At 45.9% G+C, this 26508-nt stretch carries 27 protein-coding genes, 1 tRNA gene and 1 rRNA gene; 10 read left to right on the top strand and 19 right to left on the bottom strand.

Features of this window, described 5'->3' with window-relative positions; translation table 11 throughout:
• From CYJ37_RS10760 to CYJ37_RS10745, 4 genes are all read right to left on the bottom strand, one after another.
• Positions 1-70, bottom strand: a 16S ribosomal RNA gene (locus tag CYJ37_RS10760); the annotation flags it as partial.
• 798 nt (positions 71-868) lie between these two features.
• On the bottom strand, positions 869-1453 hold the full coding sequence (locus CYJ37_RS10755; RefSeq protein ID WP_022544319.1) for a GNAT family N-acetyltransferase: 585 nt from the start codon (positions 1451-1453) through the stop codon (positions 869-871).
• Between the two features lie 54 nt (positions 1454-1507).
• A complete protein-coding gene (locus CYJ37_RS10750; RefSeq protein WP_009795388.1) occupies positions 1508-2416 on the bottom strand; it encodes a DMT family transporter in 909 nt (302 codons plus the stop codon).
• A gap of 154 nt (positions 2417-2570) precedes the next feature.
• Entirely contained in the window at positions 2571-3272 is a 702-nt protein-coding gene (locus tag CYJ37_RS10745) for an MgtC/SapB family protein (protein WP_009795389.1), read from the bottom strand.
• A 251-nt stretch (positions 3273-3523) separates the two neighbouring features.
• On the opposite strand from CYJ37_RS10745, the gene CYJ37_RS10740 reads away from it, so the two are divergent.
• Positions 3524-3596, top strand: a tRNA-Ala gene (locus tag CYJ37_RS10740).
• Positions 3597-3994: 398 nt separating this feature from the next.
• Here the strand turns inward: CYJ37_RS10740 and CYJ37_RS10730 are convergent.
• From CYJ37_RS10730 to CYJ37_RS10720, 3 genes are all read right to left on the bottom strand, one after another.
• Positions 3995-4804 (bottom strand): YitT family protein, encoded by an 810-nt coding sequence (locus CYJ37_RS10730; RefSeq protein ID WP_009795391.1) that lies wholly within the window; start codon positions 4802-4804, stop codon positions 3995-3997.
• 97 nt (positions 4805-4901) lie between these two features.
• Positions 4902-5987 (bottom strand): nitric oxide synthase oxygenase, encoded by a 1086-nt coding sequence (locus tag CYJ37_RS10725; RefSeq protein ID WP_165352701.1) that lies wholly within the window; start codon positions 5985-5987, stop codon positions 4902-4904.
• 52 nt (positions 5988-6039) lie between these two features.
• Positions 6040-7026, bottom strand: a complete 987-nt coding sequence (locus tag CYJ37_RS10720) for a Gfo/Idh/MocA family protein (protein ID WP_101549609.1) — start codon at positions 7024-7026, stop codon at positions 6040-6042.
• Between the two features lie 138 nt (positions 7027-7164).
• On the opposite strand from CYJ37_RS10720, the gene CYJ37_RS10715 reads away from it, so the two are divergent.
• Both CYJ37_RS10715 and CYJ37_RS10710 read left to right on the top strand, forming a co-directional pair.
• Positions 7165-7953 (top strand): SDR family oxidoreductase, encoded by a 789-nt coding sequence (locus CYJ37_RS10715; RefSeq protein WP_101549607.1) that lies wholly within the window; start codon positions 7165-7167, stop codon positions 7951-7953.
• 415 nt (positions 7954-8368) lie between these two features.
• Positions 8369-9355: a potassium channel family protein gene (locus CYJ37_RS10710; protein ID WP_101549605.1), complete on the top strand. Its 987-nt coding sequence runs from the start codon at positions 8369-8371 to the stop codon at positions 9353-9355.
• Between the two features lie 6 nt (positions 9356-9361).
• Here CYJ37_RS10710 and CYJ37_RS10705 read toward each other — a convergent pair whose 3' ends face one another.
• From CYJ37_RS10705 to CYJ37_RS10695, 4 genes are all read right to left on the bottom strand, one after another.
• Positions 9362-9769 carry a YugN-like family protein gene (locus CYJ37_RS10705; protein ID WP_009795397.1) on the bottom strand — a complete coding sequence of 136 codons (408 nt, stop codon included), beginning with the start codon at positions 9767-9769 and terminating at the stop codon, positions 9362-9364.
• Entirely contained in the window at positions 9762-9935 is a 174-nt protein-coding gene (locus tag CYJ37_RS27145) for a hypothetical protein (RefSeq protein ID WP_009795398.1), read from the bottom strand. The genes CYJ37_RS10705 and CYJ37_RS27145 overlap by 8 nt, the downstream gene beginning before the upstream one ends.
• The gene (locus CYJ37_RS10700; protein WP_101549603.1) at positions 9916-11265 is read right to left on the bottom strand and encodes a glucose-6-phosphate isomerase; all 1350 of its coding nucleotides are present in this window, start codon (positions 11263-11265) and stop codon (positions 9916-9918) included. The genes CYJ37_RS27145 and CYJ37_RS10700 overlap by 20 nt, the downstream gene beginning before the upstream one ends.
• Before the next feature lie 191 nt (positions 11266-11456).
• Positions 11457-12620 (bottom strand): iron-containing alcohol dehydrogenase, encoded by a 1164-nt coding sequence (locus CYJ37_RS10695; protein WP_094769481.1) that lies wholly within the window; start codon positions 12618-12620, stop codon positions 11457-11459.
• Between the two features lie 175 nt (positions 12621-12795).
• Between CYJ37_RS10695 and CYJ37_RS10690 the strand changes: the two genes are divergently transcribed.
• Positions 12796-13026: a DUF378 domain-containing protein gene (locus CYJ37_RS10690; protein ID WP_009795402.1), complete on the top strand. Its 231-nt coding sequence runs from the start codon at positions 12796-12798 to the stop codon at positions 13024-13026.
• A 73-nt stretch (positions 13027-13099) separates the two neighbouring features.
• Here the strand turns inward: CYJ37_RS10690 and CYJ37_RS10685 are convergent, their stop codons facing one another.
• Positions 13100-14290 (bottom strand): ornithine--oxo-acid transaminase, encoded by a 1191-nt coding sequence (locus CYJ37_RS10685; RefSeq protein WP_009795403.1) that lies wholly within the window; start codon positions 14288-14290, stop codon positions 13100-13102.
• Positions 14291-14585: 295 nt separating this feature from the next.
• Between CYJ37_RS10685 and CYJ37_RS10680 the strand changes: the two genes are divergently transcribed.
• Positions 14586-15989: a sigma-54 interaction domain-containing protein gene (locus CYJ37_RS10680; protein WP_170939581.1), complete on the top strand. Its 1404-nt coding sequence runs from the start codon at positions 14586-14588 to the stop codon at positions 15987-15989.
• A gap of 52 nt (positions 15990-16041) precedes the next feature.
• Here CYJ37_RS10680 and yugI read toward each other — a convergent pair whose 3' ends face one another.
• Positions 16042-16434, bottom strand: coding sequence for a S1 domain-containing post-transcriptional regulator GSP13 (gene yugI / locus CYJ37_RS10675; RefSeq protein WP_009795405.1), 393 nt, complete (start codon positions 16432-16434; stop codon positions 16042-16044).
• 330 nt (positions 16435-16764) lie between these two features.
• On the opposite strand from yugI, the gene CYJ37_RS10670 reads away from it, so the two are divergent.
• Positions 16765-17115: a helix-turn-helix domain-containing protein gene (locus CYJ37_RS10670; protein WP_009795406.1), complete on the top strand. Its 351-nt coding sequence runs from the start codon at positions 16765-16767 to the stop codon at positions 17113-17115.
• Positions 17116-17252: 137 nt separating this feature from the next.
• On the opposite strand, the gene CYJ37_RS10665 is transcribed toward CYJ37_RS10670, so the two are convergent.
• Positions 17253-18422, bottom strand: coding sequence for an aminotransferase (locus tag CYJ37_RS10665; RefSeq protein ID WP_094769478.1), 1170 nt, complete (start codon positions 18420-18422; stop codon positions 17253-17255).
• On the bottom strand, positions 18419-18919 hold the full coding sequence (locus CYJ37_RS10660; RefSeq protein WP_022544325.1) for an Lrp/AsnC family transcriptional regulator: 501 nt from the start codon (positions 18917-18919) through the stop codon (positions 18419-18421). Before CYJ37_RS10660 ends, CYJ37_RS10665 begins: the two co-directional genes overlap by 4 nt.
• 339 nt (positions 18920-19258) lie before the next feature.
• On the opposite strand from CYJ37_RS10660, the gene CYJ37_RS10650 reads away from it, so the two are divergent.
• Positions 19259-20089, top strand: coding sequence for an alpha/beta fold hydrolase (locus CYJ37_RS10650; RefSeq protein ID WP_009795410.1), 831 nt, complete (start codon positions 19259-19261; stop codon positions 20087-20089).
• Positions 20090-20645: 556 nt separating this feature from the next.
• Here CYJ37_RS10650 and CYJ37_RS10645 read toward each other — a convergent pair.
• Positions 20646-20906, bottom strand: a complete 261-nt coding sequence (locus tag CYJ37_RS10645) for a YugE family protein (RefSeq protein ID WP_101549600.1) — start codon at positions 20904-20906, stop codon at positions 20646-20648.
• 87 nt (positions 20907-20993) lie between these two features.
• On the opposite strand from CYJ37_RS10645, the gene CYJ37_RS10640 reads away from it, so the two are divergent.
• A complete protein-coding gene (locus tag CYJ37_RS10640) occupies positions 20994-22166 on the top strand; it encodes a MalY/PatB family protein (RefSeq protein WP_101549599.1) in 1173 nt (390 codons plus the stop codon).
• A 25-nt stretch (positions 22167-22191) separates the two neighbouring features.
• Here CYJ37_RS10640 and CYJ37_RS10635 read toward each other — a convergent pair whose 3' ends face one another.
• Positions 22192-22404 carry a hypothetical protein gene (locus tag CYJ37_RS10635; protein WP_009795413.1) on the bottom strand — a complete coding sequence of 71 codons (213 nt, stop codon included), beginning with the start codon at positions 22402-22404 and terminating at the stop codon, positions 22192-22194.
• A gap of 71 nt (positions 22405-22475) precedes the next feature.
• Complete coding sequence (locus CYJ37_RS10630) at positions 22476-23231, bottom strand: peptidylprolyl isomerase (protein WP_101549598.1); 756 nt, start codon at positions 23229-23231, stop codon at positions 22476-22478.
• Positions 23232-23412: 181 nt separating this feature from the next.
• Here CYJ37_RS10630 and CYJ37_RS10625 point away from each other — a divergent pair, with 181 nt between their 5' ends.
• Positions 23413-23793 carry a kinase-associated lipoprotein B gene (locus CYJ37_RS10625; protein WP_022544326.1) on the top strand — a complete coding sequence of 127 codons (381 nt, stop codon included), beginning with the start codon at positions 23413-23415 and terminating at the stop codon, positions 23791-23793.
• A 37-nt stretch (positions 23794-23830) separates the two neighbouring features.
• On the opposite strand, the gene kapD is transcribed toward CYJ37_RS10625, so the two are convergent.
• The gene (gene kapD / locus CYJ37_RS10620; protein WP_009795416.1) at positions 23831-24451 is read right to left on the bottom strand and encodes a 3'-5' exonuclease KapD; all 621 of its coding nucleotides are present in this window, start codon (positions 24449-24451) and stop codon (positions 23831-23833) included.
• A gap of 207 nt (positions 24452-24658) precedes the next feature.
• On the opposite strand from kapD, the gene CYJ37_RS10615 reads away from it, so the two are divergent.
• The gene (locus CYJ37_RS10615; RefSeq protein WP_035403276.1) at positions 24659-26482 is read left to right on the top strand and encodes a transglycosylase domain-containing protein; all 1824 of its coding nucleotides are present in this window, start codon (positions 24659-24661) and stop codon (positions 26480-26482) included.
• Positions 26483-26508 lie beyond the last annotated feature (26 nt).

Here is a 26508-nt window from a genome sequence, read left to right as displayed (position 1 = left end):
TCCGCTCGACTTGCATGTATTAGGCACGCCGCCAGCGTTCGTCCTGAGCCAGGATCAAACTCTCCATATAAGAGTAAGATTTAGCTCTGATAAAAAAATTAAGATTAACGTTGACGTTTTTGTTCGTTCAGTTTTCAAAGGACAATCTCCGTCGCTCAGAAGCGACTTTATCAATATAACATCTTCGACCGAAGAAGTCAACATCTTTTTTTGTTTATCAAAACTTGAATTGGATGTTTTCGTTTCTTCCTCGTGAGGACAAGTAATAATATATCATGGTGAAATTACAATTGCAATATAATTTTTTAATTTAATTTCATTTTTTGTCCGTTAATTTTTTCAGATTAAGGAATGGTTGAAACACTGCTCTGATGTGTCCCCCTATCTCAATCAGGCTGGGCTTCTCAAAAAAGCCCCAGCTGTCGCCCCGTATTCCTGCAATCAACACGAAAAAAAAGAAACTTATATGAATGGGTCATACATTCAAAGCCAGTCCATATAATATATTAACATATTCGAAAGGTGAGATTTATGCTTCAAACCGCCGCACTCTACTTATCATTTATCATGGCTGTATTCTTGTTGGCATTTTCCTATTTCGAAGGAATTAAAATTGCAGACTCGGAAGAAAAAGTCTACGGAGGCACTTTTATTTTCACCACGGTATCCGGTTTTATTTTCTCCGGGCTTACTTTTGCTTTTATTTAATACCAATTAAAAGTGGCCATCCTGCTGAGGATGGCCACTTTTCAGCTTTGCATGAATTCCCCTTACCTTTGCTCTAAAAAGCAAGAAGGGGCGTACGAGCAGAATGAACGGAGGATAAAGGCATCACAGCCTGTATCTGCTTCTCCTCATTCTTTAAGTTTTATTTCTCAAATCTGTCTCTAGTGTACTCCTCCTGCAGCAGCGCAGAAATGACAGCATCTTTGTATATTCCTCTGTGAACAAACCGCTTCCTTAGTATTCCTTCTATTTTGAAACCCTTTTTTTCAAGAAGCTTTTTTGAAGCAGCGTTCTCCGGAAGGTAGACCGCCTCTATCCTGTTCAGGTCCATGCAGATGAAGCCATAGCGGATAATCGCATCCAAGGCTTCTGACATAACGCCTTTGCCCCAGGTGTCCGGGTGGAGCTCATAACCGATTTCCGCCTTATTATGAAGCTTTTCAACTGAATGGAATCCGCAGGTTCCCTGGAGGGTTTTGTCTTCTTTCCAGCAGATAGCCCACCTGATCTGCATCTCCATACTGTATCTCCACAAAAGACTTTCGAGAAGATCTTCTGCTTCACTGACGGACCTAAAGGGCTCTACATCATAAAACCTGGTTGCTCCAGGATCAGAAAATATGCTGTACAGCTTGGGAATATCATCCGCCTCAGGCTTCCTGAGCAGAAGCCTTTCAGTCTCTATAATGGGGAATTCTGAAGCAAAGGCCGCATCAATCCCTGCCATACCAATCACCCTCCTCTCAATAACACTCAGCATATACAATAAAAGCTTCATTACCTAATGGCTTGGGTGATTTCCGCTTGCTTCTGCCTTCTTTGCTTTCCTCTTCATCATTCTGCCATCTGCAAGGAACAGCATGATCCCCCCGATGACAATCATTCCTCCAGCAGCCTGATACCAGGCCACTAACTCCCCGAGCAAAAAATATGCCAGGACAGCAGCACCCACCGGCTCAAAGAGGATAGCCATAGAAATCGTGGAGGTGCTGAGCCATTTCAGGGACCAATTGAAAAGCGTATGGCCGAGCAGGGTGGGAATAACCGCAAGGAGAATAAAGTAGACCCAGTCGCTTGCGGGGTAAGGCCCAAGAGGCTCACCAACAGCGATTACGTAGATCAAAAGGGTTAAGGCACTTATACTGTACACGGTGAATGTATAAGTAATAAGAGACAGCCTTTTTCGCACTGTCTGCCCAAACATCAGGTAAGCTGTAACCAGTGCACAGGCAGCAAGGGCCAAAAGATCTCCAAACAATGCAGTTCCGCTGACCCTGAAGTCCCCCCAGCTGATAAGTACACTTCCTCCAATAGCGATCACTCCGCTCAATATTGCTTTCACAGTAAACCTTTCTTTGAAAAATAAGTAGGTCCCGGCAAAAGCGAACAGCGGCTGCAAGGTAACAAGGACAGTTGAGCTTGCCACTGAAGTATAGCGGAGAGATTCAAACCAGAGGATAAAATGAAAGGCAAGGAATATCCCGGCTATGGCCGAATACATCCAATCCCGCCGGCCAATCTGTTTGAGCTCTGGCCCATATTTAAATAATACGAGAGGCAGCATCAGCAAAACAGAAAAGAATAAACGATAAAAAGCTATCACTCCTGATGGTGCAGCTGAGAACTTAACCAGAATGGCAGATGTGGAAACAGACACCACACCAATTGCTAATGCTGCATAAGGGTTCATCTTGGGCAAGTCATTGCATCTCCTTCTAAGAAAACTCCAGTTTAGCTATAATATTACACTTACCGGTTTTTACATGGCCATCTTTTTTCGCTTGCAAGTTTCAAATCTAAATAATAAAGCGCCCAGCCCAAGATGGGGCAGGCACTTCTTTGTTCTATTCCCCGCTCTCAACCTCTGCAGCAATCACACCTATCAACGATTTCATCGTATAGTAAACATCGGTCGTATACATGCTCCTCGTTGTAGTTATCACACAATTGATCAATATATCATCTGCTTCCTCTTTGACACGGACCCGCTTGATTCCTAATTTCTTGCTTTTTATTTCCTTCATCAGGGTTGTCAGGTCCGTACATTTCTCAATATACAGCTTTACCCTGATTTCCTTTTCCTTCAGTTTTTTTGGTCCTATCCGTTCAAATAAAGCAGGAATGATTTTAACTCCAATAATGATAAAAATGACTCCCAGCAGCGCTTCTATATAGAACCCTGCACCAATGGTAATGCCAATTCCCGCTGAAGCCAGCACAAGAGCGGCTGTTGTCAGCCCGGAAATAGCTTCGTTGCCCCTGCGCAGAATCACGCCCGCTCCAAGGAATCCTATTCCGCTTATTACATAAGAAGGAATCCGCCCCGGGTCCATCGGCCTTGAATATTCCTTTGAATACAGGAAAGCTGATTCGTAAGACACGATGGTCAGCAGGCATGCCATCACCGAAACAATCAGGCAGGTCTTAAGCCCAAGCGGCTTCCCTTTCAGCTCCCTCTCTAAACCGATGACAAGACCCGCTAAGGCTGCGAACCCCAGCTTCATAATGACATCATTCTTTATCACCAAATAGAACATTTCTTCCATATGTATCCCCTCTTCAATTACTATCTATATAAATATTCCAATATAGATAGTTGAATAAACTAATTTTTGAATAAAAATAGCGGTACGCATACTTTTCTTTTCCTACTTTATGCGGCCTTGCTCTCTAATATTATGGTATACTTTTAGGTTCACTGGCAGAAAACTTAAGATTTTATTTTTAAAAAGAAAAATTAGAATTTCCTCTTGCATATTTGATCAAATACGGATATAATTTTTCTTGTACCGAACACGGGGCATTAGCTCAGCTGGGAGAGCGCTACGCTGGCAGCGTAGAGGTCAGCGGTTCGAGCCCGCTATGCTCCATACATTCAAAAACCAAAATCCAAGAGGATTTTGGTTTTTTTGTTTTATCAGCATAATAAATATAGTTTTTGAAATACTAATTTTCATTCCATTATGTTATGCAGGCAAAATATACCATGACCATTAACGTGTTTAAGGCACCGCAAAACGGGAATAATGCCCATAACACAATAAAAATGATGGGAGAGATTAGCATGATCTCAACGATTGCTATTTTGGCAGCAGCCTTTACTGCCGCAGCAGGCTTGAATTACTTTGCAGTGAAAGAGGCGGATTTTACAGAGGAAGATTTACTAAAGGACAAATGAGGATGGCCGAATATTTAAATACAGCAGATAAAACATGACCCTTGACCAATTGCAGCAATTGGCCAAGGGTCTTTATTTTTGTACAAATCCTCAGGTTCTATGGAAAGAGCCCAGAACTTCGGTCGTTTCTGTAATATTGACAAAGGCCTGCGGATCAACCTCATCAATCATGCTCTTGACCTCAGTCAGCTGATAGCGGGTTATGACTGTCATGAGGATCTTCCTGCCTTCCCCTGTATAGCCGCCCTCTCCATTGATAACCGTAATTCCCCTGTAGATGCTTGAGAGAAGCTTTGCTTTCATTTCTTCGCCTTTGGCTGTTACGATCATCACTGTCAGCTTAATATGCTTCGTATGAATAGTATCAACCACCTTGCCTGTGGCATAGATGGCTACCATTGTATTCAATGCAGCATCCCAGCTGAAGATGAAGCCTGAAGCCAAAACCACGATTGCATTCATCAATGAAAGAATGGCGCCAAGCGGGAAATCTTTTTTCCTCGTCAAAAGCATAGCAATGATATCAAATCCCCCTGAGGAGCCTGAAGCCTTGAACACAAGCCCGATTCCCGCACCCGTCAATACCCCGCCGAACACGGATGACAATATAGGCTCAGAAGAGATTGCGTTGACTGGTATTAAGTAAAGACTGACGGAAAGCGTCAGCACAGAAACGATTGTATAGAAAATAAACCGTTTCCCAAGCTTAATGACACCAAGGATCAGCAAAGGCAGATTCAACAGAAAGTTGAGGAGGCCAGTATTGAAGGGTGTAATGATGCCGAGCATGATTGCCACCCCGCTCAGACCGCTGCTCAGGATTTCATGGGGGATCAGGAATAGATTATAAGCAAAGCCTACAATCGCAGAACCCAGAATAATGATCAGTAAATTTTTCATATGGCATCCCCCTTTATTTCCACAACAATAATAATTTAATTTATTATAGTAGAGAAATAAAGGAATCCCTAAAAAATAGTGTTTTCAGAATAAATAACTATAACTGGAAATCAGTTTTCTGGTAAAAGAAATTTGGCGTTTTGATTTCATTTTTATAGCTGCTGTGAAAAATATGTGTAGCTGCCGGAGAAATGGGCGGAATCAGCCAGGTCCATTCACCAGTTACCGGCCTGCCGCATGCTGATTCTTTTTCTTCAAACAGCCTGAACTGCTGTGCGGCTGTATGGTGGTCAACAATGCTGACCCCCTTCTTTTTATAGGAATGAAGAACAGCTGTATTCAGCTCAACCAGCGCACGGTCCTTCCACAAGGAGGCGTTTCTCTTAGTATCAAGCCCCATCCTGTCCGCTATTTCCGGGACCAGATTATACCTGAAATCGTCTGCAAGATTCCGGGCGCCGATTTCTGTCCCCATATACCAGCCATTAAAGGGTGCAGCCGTATACCGGATTCCGCCGATTTCAAGGCACATATCCGATATGAACGGAACAGCATACCACTTTAATTGCAGATCGCTGAACCACTCAAACTCAGGATGCTCAAGCGGCACTTCAAGAATATCTTCAGCAGATACATCAAATAGCGCCGGCTTCCGCCCATCTATCTGGACAAGAAGAGGCAGTGGGTCAAACTGCCCGTATTTCCCTTCCCATCCCAATTCACGGCACAAGTTCGTCAGTTTGACGGAGGCTGGGTCGCCTATAATCTTATCACCGGTATCATAGCCGGCATACCTGATCAGCTGGTGGTTAAGAATCCTTACTCTTTTGTTTTTTTCCTCCTGACGGAATACAGTGATGGCGGACCTTACCTTGCCGCCGTTCGTAGCATAGCTGATATGCCTCATCAAAGCTTGGCCAATTTCGTCTTCAGTCTCAAGCTCCCTTTCATCGAACACTTTAAGGCTGTCCCAAAAGAGCCTGCCGATGCATCGGTTGCTGTTCCTCCAGGCCGTTTTTGCACCATACTCAAGCTCTTCATAGGTGTGATGATAACTGCCTGTACGATCTATCTCCTCAAGGATTTCAATGAGGCGCTGTTCTGTTTCGCTGCTGCTTTTATTCAGCTCTCTATGGCATAAAGCAATAAAGTTCTCTGCTTCCTTCCTCAGTTCCTTTGCCAAAAATTTGCCCCCCTGTATCGTATAGTGATCCTGATGCAATGGCCATTTCCATTCAGTTCTTGTCTGCAGGGTAGACGATGCCAAGCTGGCTTCTCACAGAATCAAGAATTTCTATGACAGCAAGGGAGTTGGACAATGTGTTCGTTGCCGATTCCAGCTTTCCGCTTTTGACAAGCCCGACGAATTCTTCTGCTTCATAGTACATCGAGGCTTCCTTCTGCTCTCTTGTAATTGATTCTGAACTGCCGCCGCGATAGCGGATTTCAGCCTTTTCCGGCGTATGGATTTTATCTATTACAATATTTCCGTTCTCTCCCTGAATTTCTGCAGGAAGCTGGGAGTCAGTGATTTTTGAATACATGATGACAGCATCCATTTCTTTATACTTCAATACCATGCTTCCTTCCCCATCAACTCCTGAATCAAGCATAATACCCTGCGCCTTCACCTCATCCGGCTTGCCGAATAGGACCACCAGCGGATAGATGCAGTAAATGCCTATATCCATCAATGCACCGTTGGAAAACTCAGGTTTGAAGGCATTCAGGATCCTCCCTTCCTTGTATGCGTCATATCGCGAGGAATATTGGCAATATGATGCAAAATACCTTCTGACCGGTCCGATTTTTCCCAAATTCTCCCGGACGGCTTTAAAGTTCGGCATCAAAGTGGATTTCAGCGCCTCCATCAGTACCACCTTATTCCTCTGTGACGCTTCAATCATGAGCTTTAATTCAGCCGCATTGCTGGCTGCAGGTTTTTCGCAGAGCACATGCTTTCCATGTTCCATCATCAGAATTGATTGTTCCGCATGAAGTGAATTGGGGCTGGCAATGTAGACAGCGTCAATCTCACTGCTTGCCGCCATTTCCTCTAAGGACGTATATGTATGTTTCACACCATATTTATCTGCAAATTCCCTTGCTTTTTCTTCTGTCCGTGAATAAACAGCCGTAAGCGCAAAATCCTGCACTTTATCTGCTGCATCAAGGAACCTCTCTGTTATCCAATTTGTTCCAACTACACCGAAACGAACCATTACGGCACCTCCATGAATGCTTTTTATTCTCTCCAACAAGGATACATTTTTTCTGCTTATTTCGCCAGCAGCTGCAATTTGTGGTTTCTTATCCAGCAGACTGGGGGAAAATGACTGGAAAAAGGAGGTCATGTACGGATGGGCCGATCAGCGCTGAATGGGAAGGTCGCTTTAATCACCGGGGCAAGCTCTGGAATCGGAAAGGCTGCCAGCATCAGGCTTGCTGAAGAAGGGGCTAAAATTGCTCTTGTCGATGTTAAGGAAGAGTTTGCAAAAGAAGTCAAAGATCAAATAGAGTCAGCAGGCGGAGAAGCCATGATCATTGAAACAGATGTTTCTGTTCCATTGCAGGTGGAGGAGGCTTTTCAGAAGGTATCCAGTAAATGGGGACGCCTTGATATAGTTTTTGCGAATGCAGGAATAAATGGTGTTGTTGCCCCTATTGAAGATCTGACTCCTGAAGAATGGGATACGACCATTTCAACAAACCTGAAAGGAACCTTCCTGACAGTGAAATATGCGGTGCCCCTTCTCAAGGAAGAGGGCGGGAGCATCATCATCACCAGCTCTATCAACGGCAACAGAACCTTCCGCAATTTTGGGATGTCAGCATACAGCACCTCCAAAGGGGGGCAGGTCAGCTTTGGAAAAATGGCTGCCCTTGAATTGGCAGGATACCGCATACGCGTCAACTTGATTTGCCCGGGAGCCATCAGGACGAATATAGGCGAAAATACTTTTCCAGAAGAAGAAAATCTGAAAAAAGTAAAAATACCAGTTGAATTTCCGGAGGGAAGCATGCCCCTCGAGGACCATCCCGGATCTGCCGAACAGGTTGCCGACCTGGTTCATTTCCTTGCATCCGATTTGTCCAGCCATATTACCGGCACGGAGGTATATATTGACGGAGCCGAATCACTCCTGTGACAATGTGCTTAATGAAATAAAAGCCCGGCTGCTGCCGGGCTCTCTTCTGCTATATGTAATATGACTTCTTTTTTTCAACCTCTTTCCGGGATATCTCCTGTAAAAAGATTTTTTCTTTTAAAGTAAGCTCCCTTTTAAGGTTTGTGCGAAAATAAAGCATAAGCTCCGCATATCTGATATGTATAATCCTCCATTTCCCCTTTCCCTGAGAATCCCAGCACCCTATTTATTTCTCCATTTCTTCTGTAATTCCTTGCCCGCAATAAAATATTTTTCTATATGCATGTGGGTTTATAACAGAGAGAATCATTGGTAAATACAATTGAGAGTATAAGTTCTATTCCTTTTATTATGTTTTGGAAAAAGGGACTTTGTTCATACTGGTAGGTGTCTGCATTTAGAAGGAGTGAACAGCATGCCGCATTTCATTTATTCCAGCTTCATAAGGCTCCCGCTCGCTATACGGATACTTCTCATTGCACTAATGGTGATTCTGACTTTCGGGTTTATCATTTCCATCCTGGAGCCGCATAATTTTCCTACGGTGTTTGACGGGGTATGGTGGGCAGTCATCACAGCTTCCACAGTGGGTTATGGGGATTATGTGCCGCATACCATACCAGGGAAAGTAACTGGCATTATTTTAATTCTTACCGGAGCAGGCTTTTTATCAACCTATTTTGTAACTCTGGCTGCAGCTGCTGTAACAAGACAAAATGATTATTTGGAGGGCAAAGTGAATTTTAAAGGAGAACAACATCTAATCATTATCGGCTGGAATGAACGTTCAAGAGAACTTATCACGGCATTGGCGGAGGAGCATAAAGGGGTTTCTATTGCACTTATTGATGAGACGCTCCGATCCAATCCATCCCCGGGGGAAGTTCATTTCATACAGGGACGGTCAAATCAGGATCAGGTGCTCCTGAAAGCAAATATCCGGAAAGCAAACAAAGTAATCATTACAGCCGACCAGAACAGGGATGAACTTCAGGCCGATATGAATTCAATTCTGTCGCTCCTTGCCGTAAAAGGATTGAATCCCGGCGTTCCATGCATTGTCGAAATCCTCACATCTGAACAGGTTGCGAACGCAAGAAGGGCAGGAGCGGATGAAATCATCCAGACGAATATCCTGACCAGCTCCGTTATGATCCACAGCATTTCAGCACAGGAAATGGTCACTTCTTTCCTGGATCTGCTTGGTCACCTGAACGGCAGAAGACTGAGGCTCATGCCGGCCAAGGAATTTGAATACGAAGTGACCTTTACTGATTTAAGTGCGCTGCTGCTGAAGGATGGCATGCTTCTTTTTGGTATAAAAAGAGGAGAGGAAACTTTTGTGAATCCTCCCCACCCTTTCAGCATTGATTCAGATGACGAGCTGATCGTCATTGCCTGATTTAGTTCAGCCGTCCAGCAAAAGCGACTCCAGCTCCTGGACAAGCGAGCGGCCGATATCCACGTATTTGTCCGGGAAACTGGCGTCTTTGTCCACCGGCTCTGAGAATTGGTTAAAAGAAGCGGTATGGTTCCATGTATAAGCATGATCATCCAGCCCGCGCTGATATTTATGGGAGAGAAGGAATGGCCGCTCAATTTCCACAGTGCATCCTCTTGAATCAAGCTGGCCATCAATTGATCTGAAAGGTACGCGCAGGAATTGATAGCCCACTTCATCGTCTATTTTATAATCAAAAGCACCATGGTCATACTCCCAGCCGCCTCCAACCGTATAGCCAGCCGGCTTAAGCAGCTGCTCAAGCTTATACAGATCAAAGTGTTTCCCTTCCACCCGGGATGGTAATTCAATCATTTTCCAGCACCTCTTTTCTTTTTTTTAGTATCCCCGGTCTGGTTTTATCTATCATATTTTCTCGCAGGAAGGGCTTATTGAGGAAGTCAGCCAGTGAATAAAATAAAAAAGAGTGCTGAACATTTTCAGCACTCTCGTTTTTGTCTCTATTTAAGCCTTTTTTCAAGCTCTGCTTTTTTCTCCTCGAAGCCCGGCTTTCCAAGCAGCGCGAACATATTGACTTTATAAGCCTCTACTCCAGGCTGGTCAAAAGGATTGACCCCCAGAAGGTAACCGCTCATAGCGCACGCCTTTTCAAAGAAGTAAGCGAGATATCCGAATGTATAGGCATCCATTTCAGGAATGGTAACGATCAGGTTGGGAACCCCGCCATCTGTGTGAGCAAGCATTGTTCCTTCAAAGGCTTTGTTGTTAACAAAGTCTACGGTCTTGCCGGCAAGGTAGTTCAGGCCGTCCAGATCGCTGTCAGCTTCTTCAATTGTCAGCTCGTGGCGCGGTTTTTCCACCTTGATGATCGTTTCAAAGATATCTCTGCGCCCTTCCTGCACGTACTGTCCAAGGGAATGCAGATCTGTAGAGAAGTTAGCTGATGCCGGGAAGATCCCTTTCTGGTCTTTCCCTTCACTCTCGCCAAACAGCTGCTTCCACCATTCCGCAAAATACTGAAGCCCCGGCTCATAGTTAATCAGCATTTCAATAGTCTTTCCTTTATTGTAAAGCGCATTGCGGACAGCTGCATACTGGTAGGCAGCATTCTCTTCGACTTCAGAGTTGCTGTATTCCTCACGGGCCTTTGCAGCGCCTTCCATCATAGCCTGGATATCCGCCCCGCTTGCCGCAATCGGCAGAAGGCCGACTGCTGTCAGTACTGAATAGCGGCCGCCGACATCATCAGGGATGATGAAGGATTCATAGCCTTCTTCGTTAGCCAATGTTTTGAGTGCGCCTCTCGCTTTATCTGTTGTAGCATAGATGCGTTTGCGCGCTTCTTCTTTTCCATACTTTTCTTCAAGCAGACTGCGGAAAATACGGAAGGCAATCGCCGGCTCTGTCGTCGTTCCTGACTTGGAAATAACATTGACTGAAAAGTCTTTTCCATCGAGCAGGTCCATAACGTCCTTCATGTAAGTTGAACTGATATTATTTCCAACGAAGAGCACCTGCGGAGTGGTCCGCTTTTCCTTTGGAAGTTCATTATAAAAGCTGTGCTGCAGCATTTCTATGGCTGCACGGGCACCCAGATATGAGCCTCCGATGCCTATGACGAGCAGCACATCAGAGTCGCTCTTGATTTTTTCAGCCGCTTTCTGGATGCGGGCAAATTCTTCTTTATCATAGTCAGCAGGCAGATCGATCCAGCCAAGATAGTCGCTCCCTGCCCCGGTTTTTTCATGCAGGGAATGGTGGGCAACCTTAACGGCATCCCTTAAATATGTAATCTCGTGTTCACCAAAGAAACTTAGTGCTTTTGAGTAATCAAAACGAACATGTGTCATGAATGATCCTCCAATTATTTTTATTCTCTTTCACTTTAACGAAAGGTGTGACAGTAATCAAGAAACTAGTCATAATGTAAGCGTGTCCAATTTCGGTTTTTTTTTACACAGGAACCAACTGGAAAAAGTGGAGCAGGAACTGATGTTTTTCAGCTAAAATAAAACCCGGTGCCAGGCACCAGGTTTGAATTTTATAAAGAGGCTTTATAGATACTCACGACATCTTCTCGGTTCAGTTTTTTGAAGTTTCCGAACTCGCCGTTGGCCATAGCTTTGTCAGCCATCGTTTCAACGCCGCTTTCATCTATATCATAATCTGCCAGGCGTGATGGAGCACCGATGCTGTTCCAGAATTCCCTCAGCTTTTCAATGCCTTCAAGTCCTGCTTCTTCATCTGTCTTTCCTTCAGGATCTACACCGAAGACACGGACTGCCAGCTGCTTGAATCTGGAAGGCTTCACGCTCAAGTTATGCTTCATCCAGTTCGGGAACAAGATGGCAAGGCCTCCGCCATGCGGGATATCATAAACAGCTGAAACCGCGTGCTCTATATTATGGGTTGCCCAGTCTCCCCGGTAGCCCATTGACAGCATGCCATTGAGAGCCATTGTTCCGTTGTAGAGGATGGTTGCTCTGTGTTCATAATTCTCGAGATCTTCGAGGAGCTTAGGCGCTGTTTCCATTACTGTCAGCAGGAGTCCTTCACACATGCGGTCCTGCAGCAATGTGTTTTCTTCCAGATGAAAATAATGCTCAAACACATGTGACATCATGTCCACAATGCCGTAAATCGTCTGGTCTCTTGGAACTGTGAATGTGTTGACCGGATCCAGAATAGAGAACTTAGGAAAAGTGACGGGGCTTCCCCATCCATATTTTTCATTTGTTTCCCAGTTAGTGATTACAGAACCAGCGTTCATTTCTGAACCGGTTGCCGCAAGGGTCAGTACAGTCCCAAAAGGAAGCGCCTCACTTGCGAAGGCCTTTTTAGTGACAAGATCCCAGGCATCTCCATCATATTTGGCCCCTGCCGCGATTGCCTTTGTGCAGTCGATCACACTTCCGCCGCCGACAGCAAGGATGAAATCAATGCCTTTTTCCTTGCAGATTTCCACTCCTTTATGGACCGTTGAAAGCCTTGGATTCGGTTCAACTCCCGAAAGCTCGGACACTTCTGCACCGATATCCTTCAGCTCAGCCAATACTTTATCATAAAGGCCGCTTCGTTTAATGCTTCCTCCCCCATATACCAGCAGTACGTTCTTTCCATATTGGGGAATCTCATTTTGCAGCTCCTTCAGCGTATCTTTGCCGAAGATCAATTTTGTCGGATTTGAAAATGTAAAGTTTTGCATGAAAGCATCCTCCTTTTCTTCGTTATTATTATCTGTTATTTGCCCTAGTAATGCAAAAAGTACGTTTTTTGATATAGAGCTTGGGAACACTAAAAACAAAGTCATTAGAGCATGAATAATTACTGGATGACTGTATCACATTAGTAAAGAAAGAATAACAAAAGGAGGAAACAACATGAGTGCCATTCAACGCATTGCACTGGTTTTAACGATCATTGGTGCTATCAACTGGGGTTTAGTCGGCTTCTTCCAATTTGATCTTGTTGCAGCAATTTTCGGCGGACAAGACTCTGCTCTTGCCCGCATTGTGTATGGACTAGTAGGTATCGCAGGTCTTATCAACCTCGGCCTTTTATTCAAGCCAAGCGAAGAAGTAGAACGTGCTCCTGAAACAAATCGTTCATAATTCGGCTGGCGCCGGATACATTGAGGATTCTAATGGAAAAACTCCCCCGGCTGCCGGGGGAGTTTTTGTGTTTTTAGCTCAATACTTTTTTGATTTTTTCAATTGCCCAATCAAGATCTTCTTCACTGATTACCAGCGGCGGCGCAAAACGGATGACCGTATCATGTGTCTCTTTGCAGAGCAGCCCCTCTTCTTTCAAGGCTTCGCAATATTTGCGTGCAGGCTCCGTCAGCTCTACACCGATAAACAGGCCCCTGCCCCTCACTTCTTTAATGACCGGGTTCTCGATTTCTTTAAGCTTGGACATAAAATAATCCCCGAGCTTCCGGGATCTTTCCGCCAGATTTTCATCTACCAGAACATCCAGCGCGGCTACTGACACTGCACAGGCCATCGGATTGCCTCCAAAGGTTGAACCATGCGAGCCAGGATTGAACACGCCAAGAACATCCTCATCGGCAGCCACACATGAAATCGGGAATACACCGCCTCCAAGCGCCTTGCCGAGAATATACATGTCCGGCTCAACACCCTCCCATTCACAGGCGAACATTTTACCTGAACGGGCCAGGCCAGCCTGGATTTCATCCGCGATGAACAGAACATTGTTTGCGCGGCACAGATCGGAAGCCTGCTTCAGGAAACCGTCTTCAGGGATGACGATCCCGGCTTCCCCTTGGATGGGTTCAATCAGGAAGGCTGCTGTCCGTTCAGTGATAGCATTCTTCAATGCTTCCAGATCCCCATATGGAATAAGCTTGATGCCAGGCAGCATCGGACCAAAGCCCCTCTTATACTCTTCTTCAGAAGATAGAGAGACGGCTGTCATCGTCCTGCCGTGGAAGTTCCCGATACAGGCAATGATTTCTGCCTGGTCCCCGGCCACCCCTTTACGGTCATATGCCCAGCGGCGCGCCGCCTTCACAGCTGTTTCGACCGCTTCGGCGCCGGTGTTCATCGGCAGTACCATTTCCTTGCCTGTCAGCCTGCTGACCTTTTCATACCATGGACCCAGCTGATCGTTATGGAAAGCGCGGGAAGTCAGGGTGACCCTGTCGGCCTGATCCTTCAAAGCCTGTATGATCTTAGGGTGGCGGTGACCCTGATTGACTGCCGAGTAGGCGCTGAGCATATCCATATACCGCTCACCTTCAGGATTTTTCACCCAGACTCCCTCAGCTTCTGAGATGACGATCGGAAGAGGATGATAATTATTTGCCCCAAACTTTTCTGTCTGCTGAATTAACTGGCTGCTGTTTGCCATATAATGTTTCCTCCATTCACACTTAGAAATTGTCTTTTTCATTGTAACGTTAATAGCCCGCCCTTTAAAGAAAAGATGCCTGATTCTTCTGAAAAAATCCATCTGAAATCACTTATTGTATATGCAAGTTATATGCCAGCTTCCAATAAAGGATAGATCCTGGCCTTCCTATCTCAAAAGCAAAATTCCTTTGCTCTGTAATCCAATTGAAAGTAAATAACGCAAAAATTATTTGCTCCATAAGACAGGAAAGCCTTACAATAAAAAAAGACAATACAAGGGAGCTGCAAACAATATGAAGAATGAACAGCACCATTTAACAGAAATCATCCTTGAGCAGATCCTTGAACATGTGGATGCCGGAATCCATGCCATTGACCATGAAGGCAGGACCATCATCTATAACCGCAAGATGGCTGAAATAGAAGGAATGGATCCGGAATCAGTGATCGGACGAAGCCTTCTTGAGGTGTTCCCCTTCAGCCGCCGGGAAGACAGCACACTTTTGCTGGCGCTGCAGAACGGGAAAGGGACACAGCCCGCCAAACAGACTTATTTTAACAGCAAAGGAAAAGAGATAACCGCCATTAATCATGCCATTCCCATCCTGGCAGCCGGCAAGTCATTAGGAGCCATCGAAATCGCAAAGGATGTCAGCCGGATCGAGAGGCTGGTAAAAGAAAACCTATCCAGGAAAAATAGTGACCGCTATACATTTGAAAGCATCATAGGAAGCAGCAAAGCAATCCTTGAAGTCGTGGAAGCGGCAAAAAGGGCGGTCAGGACCACCTCTCCTATCCTGATTGCCGGAGAGACAGGAACAGGGAAGGAATTATTCGCCCAGAGTATACACAGCGGAAGTCTGCGCTCACCAGGTCCGTTTGTTGCCCAAAACTGCGCAGCCCTCCCGGAAAATCTGGTTGAAAGCATCCTTTTTGGCACAAAAAAAGGCGCCTTCACAGGAGCGGTGGATCGTCCGGGACTTTTTGAACAGGCAGAAGGAGGGACATTGCTTCTGGATGAAATCAATTCGATGCCCGCTCCCCTGCAGGCAAAGCTTCTGCGCGTACTGCAGGAGAAAAAAGTCAGAAGGATCGGGGACACGAAAGATCGGGAGATAGATGTAAGGGTTGTGGCCGCCATTAATGAAGACCCTGTCGATGCCATTGCAGAAGGGCGCCTCCGGAAGGATTTGTATTACAGGCTCAGCGCAGTCTCCCTCTTTATCCCCCCGCTTAGGGAGCGGAAAGAGGATATTCTGCTGCTTTCCTCCTTTTTCATCCAGAAATATAACGACTGGTTCGGCATGGAAGTCCCTGGGCTGGATGAAGAGACAGAAGAGCAGTTTCTCCGGTACGATTGGCCGGGTAATATCCGCGAGCTTGAGCATGTGATTGAAGGGGCCATGAACATGGCTGAGGATGATGCCAGGATAACATCGGAAATCCTGCCCCATCATTTCAGGCAAAAAGCCGAGACCTCTCATTCTTCCCCAGGAAGAAACTTGGGAGAACCGGCCGGGCCGCAGCCCAGTCTATCTGACTATGTGGCTTCTGCTGAAAAAGCTTATATAAACAAGGTGTGGCGCGAACAGGACGGCAATATCACCAGGACCGCAAAAATTCTTGGCATGAGCAGGCAGAACCTGCAATACCGGATTAAAAAACACGGCCTAGTCCATCCCGGAAATCATGCTTGATTATACGAGAGAAGGCCGGGCATAAATGCCCGGCCTTCTCTCGTATAACAGATTAGCGCTGTGACTGGTCAATCCACTCTTGAAGCTTATCCTTGAGCGTGTTGAAACCCTGGGAAGAATCAGAATCATTGTACTGAATCGCTGCAGCCTGGCGTGGTTTGCGAGGCTTTCTTGCTTTTGCATCAGCAGCTTCAGCTGGTGCTTCTTCAGTTGCCCGGATAGATAAACCGATCTTTCCTGCAGCTTCATCCACTGAAAGAACCTTTACGTTTACTTCATCTCCAACCTTCAGGTGCTCGTTAACATCCTTTACATACCCGTGAGTAATTTCAGAAATGTGAACCAAACCTTGTGTATTTTCATCAAGAGCAACGAATGCGCCGTAAGGCTGGATTCCAGTAACCTTTCCTGTTAATACGCTGCCTACTTCGATTTTCTCTGACATATGAACACTCCTAATACCTATTTATTTTCGTCGATTATACGCAATTAAAAATTATATCATACATCATCCTTTTTATCAAAGCAATCCTTTTGGAGAAAATGACCATTGTATATGCCATCAGGTACTGGCACTTCAGGAGTTATCAGAAGTCTGGCTTAAGAGCACTCAATTACGGTTGCTCCCTCTTGAGTGGCGCATCTCCTTTTCTTAAAGCTGTTATTAATAACATTTATCGAACTGTAACAAAAAATACAAGGATCTCAAATTTCATCTATCTGATTCCGCAGTAAAATAAGTGTGTAAGATCATTCTGTGAAAGGGTGGGTGCAAATGTCCGCAATCGGTCTTGCTATTAAGCAGAATAGAGAAAGGTTGAATCTGACTCAGCAGGAATTGGCTGTAAAGCTTAGAATAGGCACAAGCACTATCGAAAAATACGAAAACGGCTGCCAGCAGCCTGACACCCAGACCATCTTAAAAATCTCAACGATCCTGGACGTGCCGGCATCCGAGCTGTTGGAGCATGGTTTCACAGCTTGCCAGACAGGACTGGATCCTGAACTGGAGCAGCTCCTTTTAGAAACAGGCATACACGATGCAAAAATGATTTTAAAAAATGCGAAGAAAATGGGAAAAGAAAATTTTTTGAGGATGATGGATGCGATCCAGGCAGCGAGATAAACTTAATTGAGATCTTAATTAAAATATTTTCTGAGTTTCTATGTATACAAAAGGGGGAATCCGGAAAAGCTTAAAACATAAGCTTTCTAGTATTCCCCCCCTTTTTGAAGTGGATATCCTGATGGGTATCCCTTTTTTTATTTTCTGTTTTCAAGGAATCGGCCGATTCTTTTTACGGCTTCCTGCAGCTGTTCCATGGATGATGCATAAGAACAGCGGATATGCCCTTCCCCGCTCTCCCCAAAGACATTCCCTGGAACGACGGCTACCTTTTCCTCCAGCAGAAGCTGTTCCGCAAACTGCTCAGAAGTTAATCCTGTTCCTTCAATGGAAGGAAAGGCATAGAAAGCACCGCCGGGAATATGGCACGGCAGCCCGACATCCTCGAGGGACTGAACAAAATAATTGCGGCGGCGCCGGTAGCTTTTTTGCATGCTTTCCACATCGCCCCTGCCTGTCCTCAGCGCTTCCAGAGCGGCAAACTGCGCCATGGTCGGAGCACACATCATACTGTACTGGTGAATTTTCAGCATAGCCTGGGATATCTCCTTCGGCGCACAAATAAACCCAAGCCTCCAGCCCGTCATGGCAAAGCCTTTCGAAAATCCTGAAATCAATAAAGTCCTTTCCTTCATCCCGCTGATGCTGGCAAAGCTTGTATATTCCTCATCATAGACGAGCTCTGCATAGATTTCATCTGACAGGACGAGCAGATCATGCTTTTCAGCAACAGCCGCTATGGCCTCCAGTTCTTTGCCCGACAGCATCGTTCCGGTAGGATTATTGGGAGAGCATAGAAGAATCGCTTTTGTCCGCTGCGTTATCGCCTGTTCCAGCTGGGAAGGGAGGATTTTGAAATCGTCCTCCTTTCTTGTCTGGACAGAAACAGGAGTCCCGCCCGCCAGGCTTACAAGCGGAGCATAAGATACGAAGCAAGGCTCGATCACAATTACTTCGTCCCCTTGATCCAAGATGGCTCTTAAAGCGATATCGATTGCCTGGCTTGCCCCTACTGTGACGATGATTTCAGATTCTGGTTCATATTGGACGCCGAAGCTTTTCCCCATGTAAGAGGCAATTTCCTGCCTTAGTTCAAGCAGGCCGGCATTCGCAGTGTAGGAGGTATACCCCTGCTCCAGCGACAGGATCGCTGCCTCCCTGACTGACCAGGGGGTCACGAAATCCGGCTCGCCTACACCAAGGGAAATGACGCCTTCCATACCTGCCGCCAGATCGAAGAAACGCCTGATGCCTGAAGGCTTAAGCTGATCGACCTTAGCGGATATATAAGTTTTCGTTTTCATCACGGCGATACCACAATTCTTTTATCTTCGTCTGCCTGGTCAAAAATTGTTCCATCATGCTTATACTTTTTCAGAATAAAATGAGTGGTGGTTGACAGCACTGAATCCAGGGTCGAAAGCTTCTCTGATACAAACCGGGCAACCTCATTCATGGAACGCCCTTCCACAATGACAGACAGGTCGTAGGCCCCGGACATCAGGTAAACTGAGCTTACCTCCTTATACCGGTATATCCGCTGTGCGACCTCGTTAAAGCCGACTCCCCTTTTGGGGGTCACCTTTACATCAATCATAGCGGTTACGCCCTCATGGCCGTCAATCCTGGCCCAGTCCACTGCAGAGGTATATCGGACAATCACCCGGGACTGCTCCAGTTTTTCCAGCAGCGCTGCCGCCTCATCAACAGAGATCGCGGCCATTTTCGCCACATCCTCAAGCGGGGTCCGTGCGTCTTTTTCCAGTATTTCAACAATTTCAAGCTCTTTCTCACTCAGTCTCATGGACCTTCCTCCCATTCCCGTTTAAAATATTTACATTATAGCAAAATCAGCGGAATAATAAATCTCACTTTTCTATTATTTTTCTAAAATAATTTTTCCAGTGATGTGTGAAGGGCAATGAAAGGGGAATGATATAACAGTAAAGCGCGAGCGCCTTGCTTCAAAAGGAACGCAGACTATGAACGCCCTGTCCTGTGCCAGCGTCTGCATGACCAGCTTCTTCTGGCCTCGAGGGTGCAGATGCAGCAGCTGGACAGATGAAGCTGAAAATATATTTACTTTCTTATCTTTGAATAAAGCCTTCCAGGCAATACCATCTTTCATAGGAGTGAGGGTAATATGCAAGCCTTTAAGACAGATGAAATTGAAGTGAACGGGAATACAATTTATTATGAACAATACGGACAGGCCCCCTCAAAGGAGACCATCGTCCTCCTGCACGGCTTTCTTTCCTCCTCCTTCAGCTTCAGGAGGCTGATTCCTTTTCTGCAGGAAGATTTTCATGTAATCTCCATTGATCTGCCCCCGTTCGGAAAAAGCGGAAAATCGGATCAGTATAATTATTCCTACAAAAATACCGCCCAGACAGTCATGCAATTTCTTGAAAAGCTGGGTCTCGGACAAGTCACAATTGCAGGCCATTCAATGGGAGGGCAGATATCGCTCAATGTGGCCCGCCAATATCCCGATCTCATAAAAAAAGCCATCCTTCTCTGCAGCTCAAGCTATTTGCCTAAATCAAAGATGCCGCTGATCCTGTCGAGCTACCTCCCCTACTTCCATTTGTATGTAAAGCTGTATCTGCAGCGCTCTGGCGTGCGCCAGAATTTAAGGCAGGTTGTCCATGACCATAGCATGATCACTGATGAAATGATGTACGGCTATTTGGCTCCTTTTATGGAGGATGATATCTTCAAGGCTTTGACCCGGATGATCAGGCACAGAGAAGGCGACTTGGATCAAAAGGCATTGAAAGAGATCGACACTCCCTGCCTCCTTATATGGGGCGAGCATGACAGGGTTGTTCCGCTCACCATCGGAAAAAGGCTGGACAGCGACCTGCCAAACTCAAGGCTCATCGTCCTCAAAGACACCGGCCATCTTGTACCGGAAGAACGGCCGGAAGAAGTATACAGCCATATGAAGGCATTTATTTGCGCCAAATCATAATAAAGCCTTTGTCACCTTTAAGGAACCCAGGCCAATGAACGCCACGTGTTGTGGCAGCGTCTGCATGACCAGCTTCCCCTGGGCTTCAAGACAAACCTTCCGTAAACGTGTTCTTTGCCTTGTTTGGCTTGTGACCTTGTGGGGCAAGTCACAGCTGCTGGACAGTAATCGGAGTAAAAATACACCCTTTTATAATTTGATTAAAAGATATATAAAACAGGAAGTCTTATCCATACTGTAGTGACCAGCAAGCCTTAAAATAAGCGGAGATTCTCCGGTTAAGCTGTTGAATATGGCAGGAGTAAGGATAAATAAGCGGAAATTTTCCGCTTAAGCAGAGCGAGGTTGCCCATTTTTCTGTTTTTTGGGTTGATAGCCGGAATTTCTCCGTCTATTTGAGCTGTTTTTAGCGTTTTTTCGAAAATAGGGGGAATTTCTCCGCTTATTTTTCATCCTGCCATTCATTCAGGTCCGGGAAGGTCCGCTCAATTTTAACAGAGCCATAAAAACAGGCCGGACACCCTTCAGGTGCCGGCCATTCTTCAACTTATATGGTTTATATAGTGCAGCTCCCGCTGTTTTTAATAACAAGGAGTGTTTCAGCCATCTTTTTGCACTGCTCCAAAGGGATGATGCTTTCGAAGGAAAATTCGTATATGCCCTGGATTTTACGTGCGAGTTTATCGGGGCTGTCCAAATCATGGACGGCGTGGATTGCGTCTGCTATCTCAGTATCATAATTCCCTTCTCCGCAGCCGAAAGGATCCCATTGATCCAGAGCCTGGTACATCATCATGTGCATAACCTGGACTTCCATTTAAAACCACCTTTTTGATTTAATTTTGCCTGACCATATCTTATCATAAGAGTATCAGGACAGAGAACTGCAATCCAGGAGGTTATCATGAGAAAATATGACTTTCATAAAGCAATCAACAGATATGAAACAGCTTCTGTAAAGTGGGAGCTGACTAAAGATGTATTTGGTTCTTCGGATGTGCTTCCTATGTGGGTGGCAGATATGGACTTCGAACCTCCTGAAGAAGTACAGAATGCAATAAGCAAACGGGCCAGCCACGAGGTCTTCGGCTACACATTTGTCCCCCCTTCTGCATCTGAAGCCGTCCAGCTGTGGCAGAAGAGTCAATCCGGCTGGGAAATAGGCAGGTCATGGGTGTTATACAGCCCAGGAGTGGTCCCATCCATCAGCATTGCCATCCAGGCAGTCACAAGTCCGGGAGATAAAATCATGCTCCAGTCTCCTGTTTACACGCCTTTCTTTGAGATGATTGAAAAAAATGGGCGCATGGTCGTCAACTCTCCGCTTGAACTAGTGGAACAGCGCTATGAAATCGACTTCCAACGATTCGAGGAAGAGCTGAAAAAGGGCATTAAGCTTTTCTTGCTCTGCAATCCCCATAACCCCGGCGGCCGGGTTTGGACAAAAGATGAGCTATTGAAAATCGGGGAATTATGCGCAAAATACGGGTGCCTGATTCTCTCAGATGAAATCCATTCAGATCTGGTGTTTTCGCCGCACATTCATATTCCGATTGCATCTCTTTCCACAGAATTCCGGGATATTTCCATTACATGCATTGCACCGAGCAAGACTTTCAATATTGCCGGGCTGCAATCGTCAGCCGTCATCATACCCAATGAGCAGCTTCGCGAGAAATTCAAGGCTGTCCAGGCACAGCAGGGCTTTTTCACTTTGAACATTTTTGGCATCACCGCCCTGGAGGCTGCTTATCGGCATGGACGTGACTGGCTGGATCAGCTCTTATCATATCTGCAGGAAAATTACGAAATCGCCCGGAGCTTCATAGAAAGGGAGCTTCCTTCAGTCAAGGTTATGGATCTTGAAGCGACATACCTGATGTGGCTTGACTGCCGGAATCTCTCACTGCCGGATAAAGAGCTTAATGCCCTTCTCATTGAAAAAGGCAGGATTGCGCTTGAGCCTGGCACGAAATACGGACCAGGCGGCGAAGGATTTGTCCGGATGAATATTGCCTGCCCGCGTGAAACTCTCGAGGAAGGACTGAAGCGGCTGAAACTAGCTTTTTCAAATTAAATGGCACAAAAAAGAACAGCTCAGGTCAGCTGTTCTTTTTTTGCAGGCTATCCTGCTTCATGATTTGATTTTCCAGCTCTTTAGCCTTTTTTTCCTCGCGTTTTGAAGCCCTGATGATCAGGCGCATGGCGATGATGGCTCCAATCAGGAATATTGTAAACGTTATGGATGCCGGAATATACTCCGATTTATCTTCCGGGAAATATAGGAACAAAGACAAAATATAAGCCTGGATCATTGTTTTCTTCCTTTCTGCCAAAAGCAGTGGTCAGCCTTATTATATCAGCTGGGCCTGTCCTGTCCAAGCGGCTACTTAATGACCTTTATCTCCTTGATTTTTATGTCTTCAACCGGCCTGTCAGATTCATCTGTTTCGGCAGCTGCAATTTCATCGACGATTTCCATTCCCTCGATCACCTGGCCAAAGACAGTGTGGCGGGAATCCAGCCAAGGGGTCCCTCCCTTATCGTAAGCTGCAACGATTTCTTCTGGATATCCTGCTTTTTCCATCTGTTCCTTCATGCCCGCTTCTGATGTAGTCTTTTGGACGATGAAAAATTGGCTGCCGTTCGTGTTTGCGCCGCTGTTCGCCATGGACAAAGCACCGCGGAGGTTATACAGCTTATCTGAGAACTCATCCTCAAATGGCTGCCCGTAGATGCTTTCTCCGCCCATGCCTGTCCCGTCCGGATCTCCTCCCTGGATCATAAAGTCATTGATGACCCTGTGGAAGATAAGTCCGTCATAATAGCCCTCTTCACTATGGGTGATGAAATTCTCTACAGCCTTTGGAGCATGATCAGGGAAAAGCTTGATCTTAATAGTCCCCATTGATGTCTCCATTTCCACGAGGCGTTCATTTTCCCCAACTTCCGCTGTAAGCTGCGGATAGCCTCCCTCAGCACTCTTCTCCTCTGCGGCCTGTTCGGTCTGTTCACCTTGGGTTCCTTCTGATGCCCCTCCACCTTCCTTGCCGGCACCGCTGTTTTGATCAGTGCTTGTTCCGCACGCAGCCAAAAGCATCATCACTGCTGCAAGGAAAAGGTATATGAAATTCTTTTTCATGATTCAGTCCTCCTCTATTATTGCTGATAGGCATGGGGCCCCCGCTTTTCCTCTGTCCATCTGCAGGAGCTGGCCCCTTCCGCTTTTCTTATAGATTACTGGATTTCCTCTTGCTTTGCACTTTGTTTTTCAAAAAAATTCGGGCATAATGGGAACAAAAGCTATAAAGGAGGGGACAGCTTTGAGTGAATTCCAGGTGGGAGCTCAGGTGACAGCTATATATAAAACAGGGAAATATATTGGGGAAATTACGGATATACGGCCTCAGCATTATCTTGTCAGGGTGCTTGCTGTCGAAAAGCATCCGATGCAGGGGGATCTTCATAATCCTAAGCAGACAGATGTCATGATGTTTCATGAGCGGAGGGCGCTTGCATACAGAGAGCAGACAAATGTTCCGAAGCAGATGGTCAGGACATATGAAGGAATCATCCCGGACTATGAAGCTTCTCTTAAGCTTGCATTGGATAAAATGAAAAGCGGGCTCTTAGAGGAAGATTCTGATTGGGCGAAGCTCTCCCTCGAGAATGCGGAGCGGCTGGAAGCCGATTATTTCAAATAAAATCAGCAAAAGCCAAATCCAACTGCGGGTTTGGCTTTTATGCAAAGCGGTTTAAAAGTTTGGAAAGGTCAATCCTGTCACCAATGGTCGTGGGCTCGTGGTTTTGGAGATATTTTTTATCTTTTTCTACAAGCTGATAGATTTTATAGGTTGTCAGGGCATCATCCAGTGCCCGGTGGTGCCTGCCTGTTCCTTCCTTTCCATATTCCTTCACCGCTTTCCATAGGCCGGTTTGGTTTTGATCGCCAAAAAAACGTTTATACTCCATCGACAAATCAACTTCCTTCCCCTTAAACGGAAAAGCGGTCCCGGCCTGGCTGCAGTTCTGGCGGAGCACCTTCATATCCATATTGCCCCAGGTTACAATTTCATCAGCATTATTGCCGCCCATCTGCTCAAGTCTGCAGATCAGGTCCGCAAATGAAATCCCCTTATCCACCTGCTCCTGGCTGATATGTAAAAAAGACTTGCATCTTTCAGACAGTTCCGGAAAATGGATGGGAGCCACAAAAGAGGAGAACTGCTCCAGTATGGCCCCATTTAGTACAGAAACGGCGCCTGCCTCGATGATCTCCGGAGAAAATCCTTTGAACTTTTCGTTTCTTTCAGGCATGGTGAATTCAAAATCAATAAATAAGCAGTGATTGCCGTCTTTCATCACCATCCCTCCTCCCTGATTTATATTACATCATTTACCATTTATTATATCATTAAAGAAAAGTATTTTAACTATTCCGCAAATAACTTTCTTGCTTTTATATTTTATCATTCTCACAAAAAAATGAATGATGCCGATAATACCTATATCACCATTTATGAAACTGGCATGAATAGCATATCTTACATAAGAAACGGAGAAGCCGGCATGAAAACACTGACGGGATATCTGACAATCGCCTTCATCCTGCCTTTCTTTGTGCTGTCTGTGTATAAAGCGGCCGATGAGGCCAGCCGCCTGGAAAGCCTTCCCCGCTTTTTGGACAGCAGGATTGAAGTGACTAATGCAGCATCATTTCCACAGACCAGCCTGATGACTGATCAGGATGGCCGTGTGATTTCTGAAATCTTTACTCCCTATAACCGCATTCCGCTTGCTGCTGAAGATATTCCCGAATTTTTGAAGAAGCTGATGATTGCTTCGGAAGATGAGCGGTTTTATGAGCATAAAGGATTCGATCTGGCTGCGATTGGCAGAGCCTTGGCTGCAAATGCAGATAACGGCACAATTGAGGAAGGCGGGAGCACGATTACACAGCAGCTGGCCAGGAACCTGTACCTGACCCATGAGCAGACATATAACCGCAAGCTGACAGAGCTGCTGTATGCCTACCAAATGGAGAGGACGTATTCCAAAGAAGAAATATTATCCTATTATTTAAACAGCATCTATTTCCAAAATGGGGCATACGGAATCGAGGCAGCTTCACAGGTTTATTTTCAAACGTCCGCCGTGAATCTTACCAATGCCCAGCTGGCTTTTTTGGCTGCCATCCCGAACAATCCTGCCTTGTATAACCCGTCCAAACACTTTGACAGGACGAAGAAAAGGCAGGAGCTGCTGATTGATGTTCTTGCTGAGAAAGAAGAGATATCCCCCGAAGAGGCAAAGGCTCTTAAAGGCGAAAGGATTGCCTTCACACTTTCAGACCGGGTCGATCTTTTTCCGGATTACACAACCTATGCCGAGGCTGAACTGAAAGAATTGATCAGGATCAGTGAAGGCATCCCCTCTGATTCAGAGGAAGAGCTGGATAGCAAAGTGGAGCAGGTCCTCCAATCCGGGGTGATCATTCACACTTCACTGGATCCTTCCCTGCAGCAAAAAGCTGTGGATGCAGCTGCTGCCCATCTGCCTGATCAGGAGGCAGAAGCAGCTGCCGCAGTCGTCAAAAGCAGCACCCGAGGGCTGGCTGCCCTTACAGGCGGGCGGGATTACAGGAAATATGACTTCAACAGAGGGTACCAGGCCTTCAGGCAGCCAGGCTCTGCCATCAAGCCTCTGCTTGTGTATGCCCCTTATCTGGAAAGGACACACACAGCAGTAAATTCCAAGGTGGATGCCGGCCCACTCTGCATCAGCGGCTATTGCCCCCATAATTACAGCGGTAAAAATTATGGAAAGGTGAGCCTGGAACAAGCCTTTATCCACTCCTATAATACTCCTGCGGTCAGGTTGCTGAGCATGATAGGAATAGATGAAGGCTTCAAGGATCTGGATAAATTCGGATTCAGTGAAGTAGGGGAAGCAGACCAGTCCCTTGCTGCTGCAATCGGCGGATTCAGCAGGGGGGTGTCCCCCCTTGAACTCGCAGGGGCGTATACCGTTTTTGCCAATGAGGGCTTTTATCAGCCGCCAAGAGCCATCCAAAAGATCACAGATAAAAACGGCAAACTGCTGTATGCATGGGAAGAGCAGCCAGTGAGAATCTGGAGCAAAGAAACTATAGATAAGATGAGACTGCTGCTGCAGGAAACAATCTCATCTGGGACCGGCAGGAAAGCCTATTTTCCAGGAGGTTATACAGGAGGCAAGACAGGAACCACCAATGATTATAAAGATTATTGGTTTGCGGGGCTCACTGATGAATATACGGCAGCAGTTTGGGTAGGCAAAGATCAGCCGGAAAGCATGGAATCATACGAAAAGCTCGCTCCGCACTTATTAATCTGGAAGGCTATCTTAAAATAAAGCAGCAGAGATGCATTAAGCACTCT

It is taken from the genome of Bacillus sp. UMB0728, assembly GCF_002858875.1.
Lineage (GTDB): Bacteria > Bacillota > Bacilli > Bacillales > Cytobacillaceae > Bacillus_AB > Bacillus_AB infantis.
Note: the sequence above shows the minus strand (reverse complement) of the source record. Positions and strands in the feature narration are given on the sequence as shown.